The organism is Micrococcus sp. EYE_212, assembly GCF_023147585.1.
Classification (GTDB): Bacteria; Actinomycetota; Actinomycetes; order Actinomycetales; family Micrococcaceae; genus Micrococcus.
In genome coordinates this window covers 116,859-135,651 of the sequence record NZ_JAHXOZ010000002.1, presented here as the reverse complement: position 1 = coordinate 135,651, position 18,793 = coordinate 116,859, and the positions used below count along the sequence as shown (strand labels likewise).

Here is an 18,793-nt window from a genome sequence, read left to right as displayed (position 1 = left end):
CTCGCTTTCACGGCCGGCCGAGGGGCCGGGCGGCAGGTTCCGGAGGTCTCAGGATACGTGCGTCCGCCTCGGAGGTCCCTGGAGGCGGCACCACCGGCAGAGGAGGAAGATGGAGGGCATGGACGACGCGACGCCCCGCACGGACGCCACCACCCGGCCCCGACCCCCGCGCTGGCGGATCGAACGGGTCCGCGACCCCGAGCACCCCCTGTACAAGCCGCGGCTGCGCGGCTGGGTGCACGCGGTGATGGCCCCGCTCGTGCTCGTGGCGGGCATCGTGCTGATCGCCCTGGCGCCGCCGCACCTGCGCGCCGCGTGCGTGGTCTACGTGATCACCGGGCTGCTGCTGTTCGGCGTCTCGGCCACCTACCACCTCATCCAGTGGAACGAGACGGTCTCCCGCGTGCTCAAGCGGCTGGACCACACGAACATCATGCTCGTGATCTCCGGGACGTACACGCCGCTCGCGCTGGCGATGCTGCCGCCGGACACGGCCCGGCTGCTGCTCACGCTCGTGTGGGTGGGCGCGGTGGCCGGCGTCGCGTTCCGCGTCGTGTGGACGGACGCGCCGCGCTGGCTGTACACGCCCGTGTACGTGCTCCTGGGCCTGGCGGCGCTGCTGTTCATCGGCGACTTCTTCGCCGCGAGCGTGCCCGCCGCCGTCCTCGTGTGCGCCGGCGGCGCGGCGTACATCGTGGGGGCCGTGTTCTACGCCCTGAAGGCGCCCACGATCCACCGTGAGTGGTTCGGCTTCCACGAGCTCTTCCACGTGTTCACGGTGGGCGGGTTCGTGTGCCACTTCGTGGCCATCATGATGGTGGTCCTGGCCGCGCGCTGAGCGGCGACGGCGGCTCCCGCGTCCTGGGGGACGACGCGTGGGTCAGGGGCGTCCGGTGTCCGGCGCCTTCGGCTCCGGGGTGGGCTCGGCGAGGTAGCCGGGGTACTTGGCGCGGAGGCGCTCGAGGCGGTCCTCGGCGTCGGCGTCCAGGTGCTCGCCGCCCTCCCGGACCTCCTCCGGGAGGTGCCGCTGGTGCCGGTCCACGAGCATGGCCTCGGCCTGCGGGGAGCGCTGCTGCACGCGGCGCACGGAGCGGACCATGAGCCGCAGCACGATGACGGCCATGGCCACCATGAGGGCGGTGAACAGGAACCCCTCGATGCCCGGGGTCACGTCCGCCTCCTCGAGGCCGGGACGCAGGGTGGGCTCGGGCGCGGCCGGCAGGGGCGCCGTGCTCGCGGCCGCCGCGGCGGCGGAGAGGGCGAGGGACAGGCCAGACAGGGTGATCACGACCGCCCACTCTACCGGCCGGCCGGCTCAGCGCAGCCCGGCGAAGACGTCGTCCTCCGGCAGCTGGGTGGGCACGCGGGAGTCCACGAGGCAGTAGTCCTCCCACGGCCACGCGGCCCGCAGCATCTCGTTCGGGGCGGCGAAGAACGGGCCGTCCGGGTCCACCTGGGTGCGGTGCGCGCGCAGGGCGGCGTCCCGGTGCTCGAGGTAGTCGGCCACGGGGACCTGCGTGGTCACGGGGTGGTCCGGCATCACCCACGCGGGCACGTGCTCCGGGTCCGGGACGTCCTCCCCGGCCTCCCGACGACGCAGCACCTCCCGCATGGCCTCCATCTGTGCGTAGAAGGACATCCGCTGGCCGAAGGGGGACTCGTCCCCGGCCGCCACGAACGCCTCGTGGAGCGTGCGGTACCTCTCCGGGTTGAACGCGCGGTCGTAGTACAGCTTCGAGACCTCCCACGCGGGGCCGGTCTCGGGGTACGCCGCCGGATCGCCGGCGGCGCGGTAGGCCTCGACCGTCACGTGGTGCGCCTGGATGTGGTCCGGGTGCGGGTAGCCGCCCTCCTCGTCGTACGCGATCAGCACGTGCGGCCGGAAGCTCCGCACGAGGGACACCAGCGGGGCGGCGGCGGTGCGCAGCGGCGTCACGGCGAAGCAGTTCGACGGCAGGGCCGGCAGCGGGTCGCCCTCGGGCAGGCCGGAGTCGAGGAAGCCCAGCCACTCGTGCCGGATGCCGAGCGCGGCCACGGCCTCGGCCATCTCGTCCCGGCGCACCGCGGCGATGTCCCGGTCCGTGCGCACGGCGTCCTCGTACTGCGGGTTCAGCAGGTCGCCGGCCTCGCCGCCCGTGCAGGTCACCACCATCACCTCGGCGCCGGCCTCCACGTAGGCGGCCATCATGGCCGCGCCCTTCGAGGACTCGTCGTCCGGGTGGGCGTGCACGGCCATGAGGCGCAGACCCTGCGAGGCCGGCACCCGCGCGGCCGGATCGGTGGTGGCGGAGGGCTGCGCGTTCACGGTCGGTGGCTCGCTTTCGACGGGGCGGAGGGGGTGCAGGGGAGCGGCTCAGCGGCGCCGCACGGACCGTGCAGGATAGGCTGGGCGGCGATGTCCTCCGCCACCCCGCACGCCGCTCACGCGCAGGAGCCCACCCTAGCCAACCGCTACGGGACGGACCAGTCGCGCCCGGGCCGCCGACGCGCCTGGATCGCCCTGGGTGTCGTCGCGTTCCTCTCCGCCGTGGCCCTGGCGATCGTGATCGGCCTGAGCGTCTCGGTGGGGCGGATCGAGTCCAAGGAGATCGGCTACGAGATCGTGGACGACTCCCTCGCGCGCGTCACGTTCCAGGTGAGCGTCCCGGAGGACGTCACCGCCGAGTGCGACATCGTGGTGATGGACGCCCAGGCCGCCCCGGTGGGCTTCCGGACCGTGCGGCCCGCATCGCTCCCCGCCGACGAGCGGACGCGGCCCTCCGACTCCACCTGGTCCTACACCGTGGACGTCCGCACGGTCGGCCGGGGCGTGACCGGGGTCGTGGACACGTGCCGCGCCGTCTGACGCGCCCCTGACCAGTCGCTGACGCGCCCCCGACCGGCCGGCGGACGATCACCGTCCTCCCGCCGCGCACCCGTGGACCTTGGTGTGACGCCCGCCGCTGACGTAGACTGGCCCGAGTTTCCCGCCCCGCCGGTCAGGCAGGCGCCTGCGGATCCCTCCAGGATCCCGCGGTCACCTGGACGGCGGGGTTCTTCGCATGTGGGCGCAGGCCGGCCCCGGACCCCCGTCCGCGCCGACCACGCCCACCCATCCCCATGACGACGAGAAAGGCGGCCAGCATGACGACGAACCAGTCCGACGCCCCGTGGCTGACCCAGGAGGCGTTCGATCGCCTGTCCAAGGAGCTCGAGCACATCTCCGGCCCCGGGCGCCAGGAGATCATCGAGCGCATCGAGGCGGCCCGCGACGAAGGCGACCTCAAGGAGAACGGCGGCTACCACGCCGCCCGCGAGGAGCAGTCCAAGAACGAGGGCCGCATCGCCGAGCTCAAGCACCTCCTCGAGACCGCCCGCGTGGGCGAGGCCGCCGAGAACGACGGCGCCGTGCACCCGGGCACCGTGGTGACCGCCGTCGTCGCCGGCGACGAGATGACGTTCCTCTTCGGCAACCGCGAGATCGCGGCCGACGACGAGTCCCTCGAGGTCTACTCCGAGCGCTCCCCGCTCGGCGAGGCCATCAACGGCGCCACGAAGGGCCACAAGGTCACCTACACCGCGCCGAACGGCAAGGAGATCAAGGTCGAGGTCAAGGACGTCCAGCCGTACAAGGGCTGACCCCTCCCCCGGGCACGCGCGACGGCGGCCGGAGCACCCGAGAGCGGGCGCACCGGCCGCCGTCGTGCGTCCCCCGGCGTTGCTACGCTGTGGCCATGCTCACCGCCGAGAAGACCCACCTGCTCCTCACCCGCGCCGACGGCCGCTCCGAGTCCCCTGCCCACCACGGGATCGCCCTGTCCGCCGCCGCGCTCGCGGACCTGCGCGAGGCGGGCATGGTGCGGGTGGAGGACGCCCCCGTGGCGTCCGCCCGGCTGTGGGTGGTGGCCGGCGGCACGGCGGGCGACCCCGTGCTGGACGGGCTGCTCCCGGGCGTGGACGCGCTCTCCGGCGAGAAGGTGTCCGCGGTGGTCGCCAAGGGCAGGCCGGCGGCGCTCAAGCCCGTGGCGGCGCACCTCGTGGAGACCGGGGAGCTCGAGGAGCACAAGGCCTTCCTCACCACCCGCCGCGTGCCGGTGACCACCTCCGTCAAGGACGGCCTCACGTCCCACCTCACCGCCGTCGTGCTGGACGAGGCCGATCCCACCGCCGAGGACGTCCTGCTCCTCGGAATCCTCCAGCACCTCAACCTCGCCCGCCGTCTGCTGCCCGGCGCGCACGAGCGCTACGACCGCCGCGAGTTCACCCGCCGCATCGAGGCCCTCACCCGCTCCGACCTGCTGGTGCAGGCCGTGCGGGCGGCGGTGGCCGGGCGCGGCGGCGCGATCGCGGCCACCGCGGCCGGGGTCACGTCCGACTGACGCGCCGGGCGGCGCCTCTCAGAGGTGCTGCCGAGGGCTGTAGCCGGCGGACCGCAGCGCCTCGAGCACCGCGAGGGAGTGCTCATGGCCGCGCGTCTCCATGTCGATCGTGATGTGCACCCCGCCCAGGGAGAGCTGCGGGCCCACGCGCGTGTGGTCCACGCGCACCACGTTGACCTCCTCCTCCGCGATGATCCGGGAGATCGTCGCGAGCTCGCCCGGCCGGTCCCGCAGCGGGATCCGCACGGTCATGTAGCGGCCCGCGGCCGAGAGGCCGGACTGGATGGACTTCAGCAGCAGCATGGGGTCGATGTTCCCGCCGGAGAGCACCACCGCGGTGGTGCCGAGCTCGAAGCCCAGGTCCGCGACGCGCCCGGAGAGCAGCGCCGCCACCCCCACCGCGCCCGCCGGCTCCACCACGAGCTTGGAGCGCTCCAGCAGGTGCACGAGGGCCGCGGCGATCTCGTCGTCGGTCACGGTGACCACTGCGTCCACGAGCGCGGAGACGATCGCGAACGGCACGGCGCCGGGCCGGCCCACCGCGATCCCGTCCGCGATGGTGGAGGTGTGCTCGAGGGCCTGCGCGCGACCCTCGGCGAGCGAGGGCGGATAGGCCGCCGCGCCCGCCGCCTGCACCCCCACCACGCGGACCTCGCGCCCGGAGAGGCGGGCCCTCTCCTTCATGGCGACGGCGACGCCGGAGATCAGCCCGCCACCGCCGATGCCCACGATGACGGTGTCCACCTCGGGCAGGGCATCCAGGATCTCGAGGCCCACGGTCCCCTGGCCGGCCACCACGTCGGCGCTGTCGAACGGGTGGATGAACACCGCGCCCGTCTCGTCGGCGTGCCGCTGGGCCTCCGCGAGCGCCTCGTCCACGGTGGACCCGTGCAGCACGACCTCGGCGCCGTGCTCCCGCGTGGCCTGCAGCTTCGGCAGGGCGACGCCGCGGGGCATCACGATCCGCGCACGGATGCCGAGCCGCGCCGCCGCCGAGGCCACGCCCTGCGCGTGGTTGCCGGCGGAGGCGGCCACCACGCCGCGCGCCCGCTCCTCGGGGGAGAGCGCGGCCATGCGCACGTACGCGCCGCGCACCTTGAACGATCCTGCGCGCTGCAGGTTCTCGCATTTGAGGTGCACCGGGGTGCCCGCCTCCCGGCTGAGCGGACGCGCGTGCTGCAGCGGGGTCACCTCGGCGACGTCGGCGAGCACCTCCCGGGCCCGCTCGACGTCGGCCAGGGTCACGGGCAGGGCACGGCCCGGATCTGCCGCGGGGTCCCGCGGCGCGGGGCGCACCCAGCGCACCCCGACGTCGGATCCGGCCACGTGGCCGACGTCCCCTTCTCCCTGTGCGGCGCTCACGCGCGGTCCGTGTGCGTGGCGGCCTCCTCCTGGGAGGCCAGGGCGGGGTCCTGGTGGTCGTCGGGGACGTGCCTGTGCGATCCCGCGGCGTCCACGGACGCTGCCGGGTCGAGGTGTGCGTCGGAACGGGAGGTGAGGGACTCCGGCTCCTCGACGCTGAGCCCTCGGATGAACGAGTTCACGAACGCGAGCAGCGGCACGGAGAAGACGGCGCCCACGAGGCCCATCACGGTGGAGCCGGTGGCCACGGCGAGGAAGACGGCGAGCGGATGCAGCGCGACCGCCTTGCCCATCACGAGCGGCTGGAGGACGTTCGACTCCAGCTGCTGCACGAGGATGACCACGCCGAGCATGAGCAGCGCGTTGACCGGCCCGTTGGCCATGAGGGCCAGGAGCACGGCCAGGCCGCCGCTGACCACGGCGCCGACCATGGGGATGAAGGAGGCCAGGAAGACGAGCACCGCGAGCGGAATGGGCAGCGGCACCCCGAGGAGCAGCGCGCCCAGGCCGATGCCCACGGCGTCGATGAAGGCCACCAGGATCTGCACGCGCACGTAGGAGCCGAGGGAGCGCCAGCCGGAGCGGCCCGCGCGGTCGGCGGTGTGGCGATGCGCCTTGGGCACGAAGAGCAGCAGGAAGCGCCAGATGCGGTCGCCGTCGTAGAGGAAGAAGATCAGGGTGAACAGGGCGATGAAGACGCCGGTGCCGATGTTGGCCGCGGTGGTGCCGAAGCTCAGCGCGCTGTCCATGACCGCGCCCGAGTGGTCCCGGATCGTCTGCCACATGCTGTCCAGGCTCTCCGAGCTGATCTGCGTGTTCACGCCCATGGTGCCCAGCCAGGCGACGGCGCCGTCCACGGCCTGGCCGAGCCTCTCGCTCAGGTCGGCGAACCCCTGGACGACCTGCTGGCCCGCCAGCGCGGCGAGCCCGACCACCACGAGGATCAGCAGCAGCACGCACAGGAGCGACGCGAGGACCTTGGTGACCCCGCCCTTGCGCAGTGCCTCGTAGACCGGGGCGAGCAGCGTGGCGAGCAGGGCGGCCACGAGCAGCGGGATGATGATCAGGCTGACGAAGCTCGCCAGGTGCCACACGACGGCGAGGCCCACGATGATCGCCACGATGCGCCACGACCACGCCGCGGCCACCGTCAGCCCGTAGGGCACGTCCTTGTTGATCTTGGTCTGCGCGGAGAGCGTGGAGCTCATGCGTCGGTCTCCTCGGGTGCGATGGACGGAATGAGGCCCCACTGGGCGGACCAGCGGGCGCCGGGGGCGAGGCGGTGCAGGCCCTCACCCGAGTTCAGGGCGTCCGCGGGGGCCGTGAGCGGCTCCACGGCGAGGGCGGTCTCCCGGCCCGGGAGCCGGTCGGTCACGAACACGTGGGTCCAGGCGAAGGCCGGATCGGTCCACAGGGTCACGGACCGGCCGTCCGGGGCGCGGAGGGTCTGGCGGTGGCGTCCGTCGTCGTCGGCCCGCAGCTGCGTGAGGCCGACGTCGAGGCCGGCCGTGCCCACGGCGCGTCCGGCGCGGAAGTCGCGGTCCGTGCCCTCCACGGACAGGGTCTCCACGGGGATCAGGTCCTCCCCCGTGCGGATCCAGGCCGCGGCGGGGACGGTGAGCGTGAGGTCCTGGGTCGGCACGTCCCCGACGCGCAGGTAGGGGTGCGCTCCGAACGCGACGGGCGCGGCGGCGGCCGCGTGGTTCTCCAGCTCCATGGTGACCGTGAGGGCGCCGTCGTCGCCGAGCGCGTACGCGACGCGGTGCGTGAGGCGGAAGGGCCAGCCGTGCTGCGGGTGCACCTCCGCGCGCAGGCGCACCTCGTGCGCGGAGACCTGCTCGGGCACGAACTGCGTGTTCCGCAGCAGCCCGTGGATCGCGTGGCCGCGGGCCGGCTCGGTGATGTCCAGCTGCTGCTCGACCCCGCCCAGGCTCCAGCGGCCGGCGGCCACGCGGTTGGGCCACGGACTCATCTGGATGCCGTTGCCGGCGGGCGGGATCACGTCCTCGCCGTAGGGCTCCGTGAGGTCCACCCCGTGCACGCGGTACGTGCGCAGCGCGCCGGCCAGGCCGACGACGACGGCCTCGGCGCCCGCCCGCTCGAGGCGGTACTGGGTGCCGCCGGCCGCGGCCGCGCCGAAGGCGGCCGGAGGCGTCTCAGAGGGGGTCACACGAGCTCCTGAGCAGTGAGGGGGCGGGGGCGATCATGCCCAATCTACGCGTTCAGCACGCAGGCCACCCCGTCCGGTGAGGGACGGGGCGGCCTGCGGGAGCCGGCGGGGGGCGGGAGGCCGCCCGGCGCCGGGTCAGTCGTTGTTGCGGAAGATCGCCAGGAGGCGAAGGATCTCCACGTACAGCCACACGAGCGTGACCGTCAGGCCGAAGGCCACGGTCCAGGAGTACTTCTGCGGAGCTCCGGCCTTCACGCCCTCCGCACCCATCTCGAAGTCCATGGTGAGGGAGTACGCGGCGAGGAGCACGGCCACGGCGCCGATCAGCAGGCCGAGGGGGCCCTCACGCATGCCGAAGCCCTCGAGCACACCGGTCCAGGTCAGGACCATGTTGATCAGGGAGAAGAGGAGGTAGCCGAGCATGGCGGCCATGACGATCTTGGTCATCTTCGGCGTGGGGCGGAACTTGCCCGAGGTGTAGAGCGCGAGCATCACGGCGAACACGGAGAACGTGCCGAGCACGGCCTGCACCACGATGCCCGGGTAGCTGCTCTCGAACACCCGCGAGATGCCGCCGATGAACAGGCCCTCGGCGAGCGCGTAGAGCATGATCAGGGCCGGCGAGGGGTTCTTCTTGAACGAGTTGACCAGGCCGAGGACGAGGCCCACGATCGCGCCGATCGCCATGAGCGCGGGCAGGGCCCAGCCGACCGCCGCGCCCACGATCACGAGGATCAGCATGAGGCCGGTCTTGCCGATGATGTCGTTGTAGGTCATGCGGCCCGTGTGCTCGGCACCGGCGGCGGGGCCGCGGAACGCGTCCTCCATGCTCTGCTGGTGCGCGTGCTGCTGGGCGGCCTGGCCGGCGCCGAACGCCTGGGCCTGGCCGTAGGGCGACGGCGGCTGGCCGTAGGGGGCCTGGGCGCTCTGCGTGCCGCCCTGGTACCACCCCGGCTGCTGCTGGCCGGCATGCATCTGCTGCTGGAAGTTCTGTGAGTTCATCACCGGGTTAGCCACGGCGTGCTCCTTGGGTCATGGTCGGCCCGGTCACGCGGACGCCGGGGGGACGCCGCGCATGCTCCGGAGGATCCGCTCCAGTATATCGGGATGCTCCACGGACGTCTGCGGGCGACGGCGATCCCCCGCATGCGGCCGTCGGCTGTTCACGGTGGGCGCAGTTCCTGGGCCTGCGCTGGGCGGGCCTGCCGGCGCACCGAGCGCATGGCACCCCTGGTGCCCCCGGCGGGACTCGAACCCGCAACACACCGATTTTAAGTCGGCCGCCTCTGCCAGTTGGGCCACGGGGGCGGCGGCGGGGCGGGCCCCGCACACCGCGGACGAGCAGCGGCCCCGCCCGATTCCTCGGACGGGGCCGCCGCGGGTCGGCAGGATCAGATCGCGGGCTCGGCCTGGGCCGTGTCCCGCTCGCGCTGCTCGAAGCGGACGGGCTCCAGCTCGACGCCGGCCGCCGCGCGGAAGGCGTTGAACGGGGTGTCCTGGCCGCTCACGGAGGTGGAGTCACGGCCGAAGAGGGTCTCGGCGATCCAGCCCGAGGCGATGCGGAAGCGGCGCTCCAGGGTGGGCATGGCGTAGATGTGGTAGCCGCGGTGGGCGAGCCAGGCCGGCACGCCGTTGATCTTCAGGCCCATCGGGTTGCCGACGCCCTTGAGGAAGCCGAGGCCGGCGACGGCGCCGAGGGACTTGTGCACGTACTCCGCGACCTCGCCCTCGCCGTGGCGGACGGCCATGTAGTTGGCGGCCAGCTGCTTGGCCTGGCGCACGGCGTGCTGGGCGTTCGGCACGCAGAAGCCGCCGGGGCCGGAGCCGGTGAGGTCGGGCACGGCGCACACGTCGCCGCAGCCCCACGCGCCCTCGAGCACGCCGGACTCGCCGTCCTTCACCTGGAGGGTGGGGGTGACCTCGATGCGGCCGCGCTGCTCCACGGGGAAGTCGGTCTGCTTGGCCACGCCGTTGGCGGCCACGCCCGCGGTCCACACGAGGGTGTCTGCCGGGAACTTCTCCTTGACGGCCTTGTCCTCGCTCTTCATGTCGGTCAGCGTCATGACGCGGCCGGTCGCATCGCCCAGCGAGGTGTTCAGGAGGACCTCGATGCCGCGGTCCTGCAGGTGCTTCACCACGTTCTCGGCCTGGTCCTCGGAGACCTCGGGCATGATGCGGCCCATGGCCTCGACGAGGACGATGCGGACCTCGGACTGGGAGAGACGCTCGTTGCGCTCCACGGCGGTGCGGATGACGTTCTCCATCTCCGCCACCGTCTCGATGCCGGCGAAGCCACCGCCGACCACCACGAAGGTCAGGGCCCGTCGGCGCTCCTCGGCGTCGGTGGACAGGGACGCGGCGTCGAGGCGCTCCAGGATCTGGTTGCGCAGCGCGACGGCCTCCTCCACGGTCTTCAGGCCGATCCCGTTCTCGCCCAGGCCCGGGATCGGGAAGACGCGCGTGGTGGCGCCGGCCGTCATGACGACGTCCTGGTAGGGGAGCTCGAACTCGGCGCCGTCCTCGCCGCGCACGGTGGCGACCTTGCGGGCGTGCTCCACCTTCACGACGGTGCCGCGGACGACCTCGGTGTCCTTGAGGTGGGTCTGGTGGTCCACCACGGCGTGGCGGCCCTCGATGTGGCCGCCCACGATCTCGGGCAGGAAGGGCTGGTACTGCATGTAGGGCAGGGGGTCCACCAGGGTGACGACGCCACCCCGATCCTTCACCTTCGTCTGCAGGGCCTTGGCGATGTGGAAGCCGGCATAGCCGCCGCCGACGATCAGCAGGCGCGGCTGGGGAGAGAGCTCAGGGGTCAGTGACATGGTGCCCATCCTACGCCCAGCCCGGCCGCCGGCTCAGCCCCTCGGGGCCCCTTCAGGAGCGCAGGGACAGCACGATCCCGTCGAGGATGTCGTGCTCGCTCGCCCACGCCTCCGCCACGCCGGAGACCGCTGCGACCCGCTCGAGCAGCTGGGCCCAGATGAGGGAGCCGGCGCCGATCACGTCCGTTCGGCCCGGATGCAGGAAGCCGCGCTCGGCACGCTGGGACCTCGAGGCCGTCAGCAGGGCCTCGGCGGCCGCGCGGAAGCGCTCCACGGGGAGGTGCGTGCCGTGGATCCGCTCGGCGTCGTACTCCTCGAGGCCGAGGGCCTCCGCGGTCACGGTGGTCACGGTCCCCGCCACGCCGACCACGCGGGCGACGCGCTCGAGCGGCAGGCGGGCGGCGACGTCGTCGAGGATCTCCCCGACGGCGGCCCGCGCCGCCGCCACCTCGTCCGCCGACGGCGGGTCCGAGTGCAGGAAGCGCTCGGTGAAGCGCACGCAGCCCATGTCCGTGCTCACGGCGTCCACCACCGCGCCGTCCGCGGTGCCCACCACGAACTCGGTGGAGCCGCCGCCGAGGTCCACCACGAGGATCAGGTCCTCCGCGCCGAGTCCCGCGACGTCCACGGCGGAGACCGCGCCGGAGAAGGAGAGCCGCGCCTCCTCCTCGCCCGAGACCACCTCGGGCTCCACCCCCAGGCGCTCGGCCACCCCGGCCACGAACCCGGCCCGGTTGGAGACGTCGCGGCTGGCGGAGGTGGCCACGAAGCGCACGCGGCCGGCGTGGTGGCGCTGGACCAGGCGGGCGTACTCGTCCACCGCGGCGAACGTGCGCTCGAGGGCGGCCTCGGCAAACGCACCGGTCGCGTCCACGCCCTCCCCCAGGCGCACCACGCGCATCTCGCGCACGACGTCGGCGAGCGGGGCGGCGGCGCCGTCCGCGCCCTCCGCGGGACGGGAGATGAGCAGGCGGATCGAGTTGGTCCCGCAGTCGACGCCGGCCACGGTGATCCGCTCCAGCTCCGCCACGCGCTCCAGGTGTTTCACGTGGCGGGAGAGGTCGCGGGTGGGCACGGCGGCGTCGGCGTCCCACGCGCCCTCGCACGCGCAGGAGTCCGGGGTCCACCACTCGGCCACGAGCGCGAGCGCCTCGTCGCCCAGGCGGTTCACGCCGGGCCCCGCCGCGAGCGCGTGGCCCACGAGCACGTGCAGGCACTTCACGCGCTCCGGCATGCCGCCGGCCGAGATCCCGTCGATCTCCGGGACCTCGCCCGTGCCGGCGTCGGCGCCCACGCGGGCCCGCTCGGCGAGGTAGGCCTCGTGCGCGGCGCGGTGCGCGGCGGCGAGCTCCGGGTCCGTGGCGAGCCTCTCGTTCATGCGTGCCATCTCCCCGTCCGCCTCGAGGCGCGAGACCGCCGCGGTCAGCACGGGGTGCGTCAGGTAGAAGGTGGTGGGGAACGGGATGCCGTTGGACAGCCGCGGGGCCGTGGTGGCCACGAGCGGGTTGCCGCACACGCAGCGCGCGCCGATCTCCACCACGTCGCGCACGGGGCGGCCGAGCTGCAGCGAGAGCGTGTCGCGGTCCTCATCGGTGACGGCGCGGGACGCGGCGTCGGAGGCGGCGGGGCGGGAGGTGTCGGTCATGGCGTCCTTCAAGAGTGGATGGCGGGGGCGGGCCGGGCGGCGGACGGTCACTCCGTGGCGGAGCGGACCACCGAGTCCCACAGGCCCTCGGCCCACGGCAGGCGGGCGTTCACGGCGTCGGTGGGAGCGGGTTGATCCTCGTCCTCCGCCGGCGTGGCGCCCTCCTCGGGCAGGCCGGAGACGGTGTAGAGGGTCTCTCCCGGCATCACGAGGTCCAGGCGGTCCCGGGCCTGCTGCGCCACGTAGGCGGGGTCGTCCCACCGGCGGATGCGCTCCTCGTACCGGGCCTGCTCCTCCTTGCGCTCGGCGATGTCCGCTCGCGTGGCGGAGATCTCCAGCTGCTGGTTCAGGAACACGCGCAGGGTGGGGGCCAGCAGGACGGCGGCCACGAGGAGCGCGGCCACCACGAGGAGGGAGCGGCCCGTGATCTGGCGGGCGGGGACCGGCTCGGGCAGCGGAGCACGACGACGGGCGGCCTGGCTGACCGCACCGGCCTGCGCCGCGCGACGCGGTGCCCGCGGCGGTGCCTCGTCCGCCGTGGCCGGGGCTGATGAGGACGGCGCCGACTCCTCGACGTCCGCCTCTTCCTCCGCGGGGCCGGTGGTCACCACCTGCAGCGTGACCGGCCCGGGGCGGGCCTGCCGGGTGGGCTCGGGGCGGGCCTGCCGGGTGGGCTCGGGGCGGGCCTGCCGGGTGGGCTCGGCGGCCGGGGTCGGATCCGGCGTCGCGCGGGGTGCGGCGGCATCGGGATCCTGCGGCGCGAGCGCGGGGTCCACCCGGGGAACGCGGGGGCGGCGAGGGCTCATGCGCGGCCTCCTTCGGGGATCGCGGGACCGGTGCGGTGCGGTCGCGGGGACGCCTCCAGGGTAGTCGGCCCGCCTGGGAGGAGGGACGGCGACGGCCGCGCCCCGGTGCGGGGCGCGGCCGTCTCGGTGGGCGGAGCGGGTCAGCCCTGGTGGCGCGGGAACGCGGAGCGGCCGGCGTACACGGCGGCGTCGCCCAGGTCCTCCTCGATGCGCAGCAGCTGGTTGTACTTGGCCACGCGGTCCGAGCGGGCCGGGGCGCCGGTCTTGATCTGGCCGGCGTTGGTGGCCACGGCGAGGTCCGCGATGAAGGTGTCCTCGGTCTCGCCCGAGCGGTGCGAGATCATGCAGCGGAACATGTGGCGCTGAGCCAGGGCGATCGCGTCGAAGGTCTCGGTCAGCGAGCCGATCTGGTTCACCTTCACCAGCAGGGCGTTGGCCGAGCGCTCGTCGATGCCGCGCTGCAGGCGCTCCACGTTGGTGACGAAGAGGTCGTCGCCCACGAGCTGCACGCGCTCGCCGAGCTGCTCGGTGAGGTGCTTCCAGCCCTCCCAGTCGTCCTCGTCGAGCGGGTCCTCGATGGAGACGATCGGGTAGTTGTCCACGAGCTCGCCGTAGTAGGCGGCCATGTCCTCCGCGGAGCGCTGCTGGCCCTCGAAGGTGTAGGAGCCGTTCTCGAAGAACTCGGAGGAGGCCACGTCCAGAGCGAGGGCGATGTCCGTGCCGAGGGTGTAGCCGGCGCGGCCCACGGCCTCGCCGATCAGGTCCAGGGCGGCGCGGTTGGACTCCAGCGAGGGGGCGAAGCCGCCCTCGTCGCCCAGGCCGGTGGACAGTCCCTTCTCCTGGAGCACCTTCTTGAGCTCGTGGTAGACCTCGGCGCCCCAGCGCAGGGCCTCCGCGAAGGAGGGCGCACCGATCGGGGCGATCATGAACTCCTGGATGTCCACGTTGGAGTCCGCGTGGGCGCCGCCGTTGAGGATGTTCATCATGGGCACGGGCAGCACGTGGGCGTTCGGGCCGCCCAGGTACTTGTAGAGCGGCAGGTCCGCGGACTGCGCGGCGGCCACGGCCACGGCCATGGAGACGCCGAGCACCGCGTTGGCGCCGAGCTTGCCCTTGTTCTCCGTGCCGTCCATGTCCAGCATGAGGCGGTCCACGGCGCGCTGGTCCGCCGCGAACTCGCCCTCGAGCTCCTCCGCGAGCTCGCCCACGGCGGCGACGGCGTCCCGGACGCCCTTGCCGAGGTAGCGGTCCTTGTCCCCGTCGCGGCGCTCGACGGCCTCGAACTCGCCCGTCGAGGCGCCCGAGGGGACGGCGGCGCGGCCGAGGGAGCCGTCGGTGAGCAGCACCTCCACCTCGACGGTGGGGTTGCCGCGGGAGTCGAGGATCTCGCGGGCGTGGATGGCGTCGATCAGGGCCATGGAACGGGTCTCCTTCAATCGAGTCGAAGCGTGCGCATCGGCGGGCACGTCCTCAGCCTACCGGCGTGCCCCGCGCCACGGACCGCGTGACGGGCGCTCGGTCAGCCGGCGTCGGGGGCGGCGCTGAGCGCGTCCCACTCCCCCGCGCGCACGCGGACGGTGAGGGCGCGCAGGGCCCGCTCGGGGTCCAGGCCGGCGGCGCGGGCACGACGCACCAGGGCGAACAGCTCGCGGCCGAGCTCGGCCTCGTCCGCCCAGCCGGCGACGTCGGCGCCGGCGCCTACGTGCTCGGCCGGGGCGAGCGGCGCGTGCCTCCGGAGCGGGTCCTCGGGCTGCCGGGCGGCACGGTCGGCGATCATCGCGGCGGCAGCCAGCGCGGGGAGCCGGTCGGGGATGTCGCCGAAGGAGACGGCGGCGTCGCCGGCACTGCTCGCGCCCGCACCGCTCTCCCCGTCGTCGCGGAGGCTCGAGGCGGCGCGGGCGCCAGCGGCGCGCTCGGCGGCCTTGACCCGCTCCCACGCCAGCTCGACGGCCTCGGGCGTCACGGCGGCCCGCTCCTCGGCCGAACGCAGGCCGCCCTCGGGGGTGAGCACGAGCGGGTTGCGGCGGATCATCTTGGCCGCGAGCGCGTCCGCGGCGTCGTCGAGGCGGAAGCCGGCCGCCGCCGTCGGCGTCCCCGGCGCACGCGAGACCGCCGCGTGCAGGACCACCTGGAAGAGGACGTCGCCCATCTCCCCGGCCAGCGCCGCGTAGGAGCCGTCCGCGCGCCGCGCCGCCGTGTCCGCCCAGGACGCGGCGTCGCGGGACTCGATCTCGGCGACCGCCTCGTACGCCTCCTCCACGAGGTGCTCCGTGAGGTCGGCGTGGGTGAGCGCGGCCGTCCAGGGGCAGTGGTCGCGCAGCGCCTCGACCACCCCGACCAGTCGGTCGACCGACTCACTCATGGGTGGCCCCGCCCGCGCGGATCAGGCGTCCTCGGCGTCGTCGTCCGACGCGAGCTCCTCGAGCGCGGCGTCGGAGGCGCCGCCGGAGATGGCCTCGCCCCAGCCGGCCACGAGGATCTCGGCGAGGTCCTCCCGCTCGTCCACGGGCAGGAAGGCGGCCTCGGCGGCGTTGAGCTGCAGGTCCAGCAGCTGGGCCAGGGAGTACTCGAAGGTCTCGGCCAGCAGGTACAGCTCGTCCGTGAGGGAGACATCCGAGACCAGGCGGTTGTCCGTGTTCACGGTGACGCGGAAGCCGAGCTGCATGAGCAGGTCGATCGGGTGGCCCACGATGCCCTCGGCGGCGGCGACCGCCCCGGTCTGCAGGTTCGAGGAGGGGCAGACCTCGAGGGCGATCTGGCGGTCGCGCACCCACGCGGCCGTGGGGCCGAGGTCCACGATCCCGGTGTCCTCGGGCAGGCGCTCGCCGTCCTCGTCCACGGCGCCGTACTCCACCGAGATGTCGTCGGCGATCCGCACGCCGTGGCCCAGGCGCAGGGCGCGGCCGTGCACGAGCGCGTCCTGGACGGAGGCCAGCCCGTCGCCCTCGCCGGCGTGCACCGTGACGGGCAGGTGCTGCTCGGCGAGCCAGGTGAAGGTCTCGGCGAAGCGGGAGGGCGGGAAGCCGGCCTCGGCGCCGGCGATGTCGAAGCCCACCACGCCCTTCTCGCGGTGGCGGACGGCGAGCTCGGCGATCTCCTGGGCGCGGTCGGCGTGGCGCATGGCCGTGAGGAGCTGGCCCACGCGGATCAGGTGGCCGGCCTCGTCGGCGGCGTCCACGGCCTCCTCGAGGCCCGCCTGCACGGTCTCGACGGCCTCGTCCAGGCTCAGGCCGGCAGTCAGATGCTGCTCCGGGGCCCAGCGGATCTCCGCGTAGACCACGCCGTCCTCCACGAGGTCCTCCACGAACTCGCGGGCCACGCGGCGCAGCTGCTCGCGGGTCTGCATCACGGACGTGGTCAGGGCGAACACCTCGAGGTACTTCTCGAGGGACTCCCCGTTGGCGTGGGAGGCGATCCACGCGGCGAGGGCGTCCTCGTTCTCGGCCGGGACGTCCGTGCCCGCCTCGCGGGCGAGCTCGAGCACGGTGGCCACGCGCAGGCCGCCGTCGAGGTGGTCGTGCAGGCAGACCTTGGGCAACGCGGCCAGGTCGATCTGCAGGGGCGAGGGGGCGGCGGAGTCCGGGGTCTGCGTGGCGGTGTTCACGGCCTCACTCTACGACAGGGAGCGAGTCAGCCCAGGGCCTCGTGCTCCTGCGGGGTGAGGCCCCCGGCATCCCGCGCGAGGCGGCGGCGCAGCACGGCCTTCACGGCCCGGTCCACCAGGAGTCCCACGGCCCCGGCGACCGCCACGGAGAGCAGGATCTGCAGCACCGCGTTGTGCAGCCAGCCGGCCGTCAGCCGCGCGATCAGGATGGAGTACGCGGACCACGCCATGGTGGAGAACACGTCCAACAGGCCGAACCGCCAGAACGGGTACCGGACCGCCCCCGCGGTGAGGTTCACGGCCACCCGGCCGCCCGGGATGAACCGGGCGGTGAAGAGCATGAGCGCCCCGTGGTCCGTGAGGTGATGACGCGCGACGGCCACGCTCGCCTGGATCCGCGCGGTGCGCATCCAGCGCCAGCGCTCCACCCCGACCGAGCGCCCGATCAGGTAGGCGGCGAGGTCACCGAGGAACGCCCCGAGGAAGCCGGCCGCCCAGAGGGCCCCGAGGGAGAACGGATGGCCGTCGTGCACGATCGAGGCGAGGGCCACGATCACGGACTCGGAGGGGAAGACCGGCACGACGCCGTCCAGCAGGCACAGCGCCGCGGTGAGCGGGAGGACCCACCACTGCGCCGCCGCCTCCCGGATGGTGTCCTCGAGCCAGGCCAGCACGGACGTCCTCAGCCGATCCGGTCCAGGATCACCGAGCGCTCCCGCAGCGCGGCGGCAGCCGCCTCGTCCGCCTCGGCCACGGCCCAGCCGCCGGCGAGCGCCGCCTTCGCGCGCTCGAAGCGCTCCGGGGTGTCGGTGTGCAGGGTCATGAGCGTCTGGCCCTTCGCCACGCGGTCGCCCGGGCGGGCGTGCAGCTCGACGCCCGCGCCCGCCTGGACCGGCTGGCCCTGACGCTCGCGGCCCGCGCCGAGGCGCCACGCCGCCAGGCCCACGGCCATCGCGTCGAGCTCGGTGAGCACGCCGTCCGTCTCCGCGGTCACGGCCTCCGTGTGCGCCGCCGTCGGGAGCTGCGCGCGCGGGTCTCCGCCCTGCGCCTCGATCACGCGGGTCCAGACGTCCATCGCACGGCCGTTGCGGAGGTTCTCCGCGGGGTCCACGCCGGTGACGCCCGCGCCGGCGAGCATCGCGCGGGCGAGCTCCACGGTCAGCTCCACGACGTCGGCCGGGCCGCCGCCGGCGAGCACCTCCACCGACTCACGCACCTCGAGGGCGTTGCCCGCGGTCAGGCCGAGCGGCACGGACATGTCGGTGAGCAGCGCGGTGGTGGTCACCCCGGCGTCGCGGCCGAGGTCCACCATGGTGCGGGCCAGCTCGCGAGCGTCCTCCTCGTTCTTCATGAAGGCGCCGGAGCCGCACTTCACGTCGAGCACGAGCGTGCCGGTGCCCTCGGCGATCTTCTTGGACATGATGGAGGAGGCGATCAGCGGGATGGCCTCCACCGTGCCGGTGACGTCGCGCAGGGCATAGAGGCGCTTGTCCGCGGGCGCCAGGCCGGCGCCGGCGGCACAGATGACGGCGCCCACCTCGCTCAGCTGCCGCATCATCTCCTGGTTGGAGAGGTCCGCGCGCCAGCCGGGGATGGACTCGAGCTTGTCCAGCGTGCCGCCCGTGTGGCCGAGGCCGCGGCCGGAGAGCTGCGGGACGGCCACGCCGTAGGAGGCCACGAGCGGGGCCAGCGGCAGCGTGATCTTGTCCCCCACGCCGCCCGTGGAGTGCTTGTCCGTGGTGGCCAGGGGGCGACCCTCCGGCGTGGTGAGCCCCGCGAAGTCCATGCGCTCGCCCGACGCGATCATGGCGGCGGTCCACTCTGCGATCTCCCGACGCTCCATGCCGTTGAGGAAGATCGCCATGGTGAGGGCGGACATCTGCTCGTCCGCCACGACGTCACGCGTGTAGGCGTCCACCACCCAGTCGATCTGCTCGCGGGTCAGCGCGTGGCCGTCCCGCTTGGCGTGGATGACCTCGATGGCGTCGAACGGCTCGGCGTTGCTCTGGCTCTCGGTGCTCACGGT

Annotated in this window: 18 protein-coding genes and 1 tRNA gene; 4 read left to right on the top strand and 15 right to left on the bottom strand. The window is 73.9% G+C overall.

What is annotated here, in order from left to right:
• Positions 1-118: 118 nt before the first annotated feature.
• Positions 119-838: a hemolysin III family protein gene (locus KZX60_RS02410; RefSeq protein ID WP_248115430.1), complete on the top strand. Its 720-nt coding sequence runs from the start codon at positions 119-121 to the stop codon at positions 836-838.
• Positions 839-880: 42 nt separating this feature from the next.
• Here KZX60_RS02410 and KZX60_RS02405 read toward each other — a convergent pair whose 3' ends face one another.
• Together KZX60_RS02405 and mca are read right to left on the bottom strand one after the other, a co-directional pair.
• The gene (locus KZX60_RS02405) at positions 881-1,288 is read right to left on the bottom strand and encodes a hypothetical protein (RefSeq protein ID WP_248115429.1); all 408 of its coding nucleotides are present in this window, start codon (positions 1,286-1,288) and stop codon (positions 881-883) included.
• Positions 1,289-1,315: 27 nt separating this feature from the next.
• Complete coding sequence (mca, locus tag KZX60_RS02400; RefSeq protein ID WP_248115507.1) at positions 1,316-2,236, bottom strand: mycothiol conjugate amidase Mca; 921 nt, start codon at positions 2,234-2,236, stop codon at positions 1,316-1,318.
• 159 nt (positions 2,237-2,395) lie between these two features.
• Here mca and KZX60_RS02395 point away from each other — a divergent pair, with 159 nt between their 5' ends.
• The 3 genes from KZX60_RS02395 to KZX60_RS02385 all read left to right on the top strand — a co-directional run bounded on the left by KZX60_RS02395 (position 2,396) and on the right by KZX60_RS02385 (position 4,358).
• A complete protein-coding gene (locus KZX60_RS02395) occupies positions 2,396-2,845 on the top strand; it encodes a DUF4307 domain-containing protein (protein ID WP_248115428.1) in 450 nt (149 codons plus the stop codon).
• 278 nt (positions 2,846-3,123) lie between these two features.
• Positions 3,124-3,618 carry a transcription elongation factor GreA gene (gene greA / locus KZX60_RS02390; RefSeq protein ID WP_248115427.1) on the top strand — a complete coding sequence of 165 codons (495 nt, stop codon included), beginning with the start codon at positions 3,124-3,126 and terminating at the stop codon, positions 3,616-3,618.
• A 95-nt stretch (positions 3,619-3,713) separates the two neighbouring features.
• Entirely contained in the window at positions 3,714-4,358 is a 645-nt protein-coding gene (locus KZX60_RS02385) for a GPP34 family phosphoprotein (protein WP_248115426.1), read from the top strand.
• An 18-nt stretch (positions 4,359-4,376) separates the two neighbouring features.
• On the opposite strand, the gene ilvA is transcribed toward KZX60_RS02385, so the two are convergent.
• From ilvA to KZX60_RS02315, 13 genes are all read right to left on the bottom strand, one after another.
• Positions 4,377-5,654 carry a threonine ammonia-lyase gene (gene ilvA / locus KZX60_RS02380; protein WP_248115506.1) on the bottom strand — a complete coding sequence of 426 codons (1,278 nt, stop codon included), beginning with the start codon at positions 5,652-5,654 and terminating at the stop codon, positions 4,377-4,379.
• Between the two features lie 62 nt (positions 5,655-5,716).
• Positions 5,717-6,928: an AI-2E family transporter gene (locus tag KZX60_RS02375; RefSeq protein ID WP_248115425.1), complete on the bottom strand. Its 1,212-nt coding sequence runs from the start codon at positions 6,926-6,928 to the stop codon at positions 5,717-5,719.
• Positions 6,925-7,890 (bottom strand): aldose 1-epimerase family protein, encoded by a 966-nt coding sequence (locus KZX60_RS02370; protein ID WP_248115424.1) that lies wholly within the window; start codon positions 7,888-7,890, stop codon positions 6,925-6,927. The genes KZX60_RS02375 and KZX60_RS02370 overlap by 4 nt, the downstream gene beginning before the upstream one ends.
• A gap of 135 nt (positions 7,891-8,025) precedes the next feature.
• Entirely contained in the window at positions 8,026-8,907 is an 882-nt protein-coding gene (locus KZX60_RS02365; RefSeq protein ID WP_248115423.1) for a Bax inhibitor-1/YccA family protein, read from the bottom strand.
• A gap of 214 nt (positions 8,908-9,121) precedes the next feature.
• Positions 9,122-9,198 (bottom strand) — tRNA-Leu (locus tag KZX60_RS02360).
• A gap of 83 nt (positions 9,199-9,281) precedes the next feature.
• Positions 9,282-10,712 (bottom strand): FAD-dependent oxidoreductase, encoded by a 1,431-nt coding sequence (locus KZX60_RS02355; protein ID WP_248115422.1) that lies wholly within the window; start codon positions 10,710-10,712, stop codon positions 9,282-9,284.
• A 52-nt stretch (positions 10,713-10,764) separates the two neighbouring features.
• The gene (locus KZX60_RS11930; protein WP_282442498.1) at positions 10,765-12,357 is read right to left on the bottom strand and encodes a DUF501 domain-containing protein; all 1,593 of its coding nucleotides are present in this window, start codon (positions 12,355-12,357) and stop codon (positions 10,765-10,767) included.
• A gap of 47 nt (positions 12,358-12,404) precedes the next feature.
• On the bottom strand, positions 12,405-13,163 hold the full coding sequence (locus KZX60_RS02340; RefSeq protein WP_248115421.1) for a septum formation initiator family protein: 759 nt from the start codon (positions 13,161-13,163) through the stop codon (positions 12,405-12,407).
• Positions 13,164-13,303: 140 nt separating this feature from the next.
• Positions 13,304-14,581, bottom strand: a complete 1,278-nt coding sequence (gene eno / locus KZX60_RS02335; RefSeq protein ID WP_248115420.1) for a phosphopyruvate hydratase — start codon at positions 14,579-14,581, stop codon at positions 13,304-13,306.
• A gap of 101 nt (positions 14,582-14,682) precedes the next feature.
• The gene (locus KZX60_RS02330; protein ID WP_248115419.1) at positions 14,683-15,525 is read right to left on the bottom strand and encodes a MazG nucleotide pyrophosphohydrolase domain-containing protein; all 843 of its coding nucleotides are present in this window, start codon (positions 15,523-15,525) and stop codon (positions 14,683-14,685) included.
• Positions 15,526-15,546: 21 nt separating this feature from the next.
• Positions 15,547-16,767: an adenosine deaminase gene (locus KZX60_RS02325; RefSeq protein ID WP_248115418.1), complete on the bottom strand. Its 1,221-nt coding sequence runs from the start codon at positions 16,765-16,767 to the stop codon at positions 15,547-15,549.
• 26 nt (positions 16,768-16,793) lie between these two features.
• Complete coding sequence (locus KZX60_RS02320; RefSeq protein ID WP_248115417.1) at positions 16,794-17,441, bottom strand: DedA family protein; 648 nt, start codon at positions 17,439-17,441, stop codon at positions 16,794-16,796.
• An 8-nt stretch (positions 17,442-17,449) separates the two neighbouring features.
• Positions 17,450-18,790: a thymidine phosphorylase gene (locus KZX60_RS02315; RefSeq protein WP_248115416.1), complete on the bottom strand. Its 1,341-nt coding sequence runs from the start codon at positions 18,788-18,790 to the stop codon at positions 17,450-17,452.
• Between the last annotated feature and the right edge of the window lie 3 nt (positions 18,791-18,793).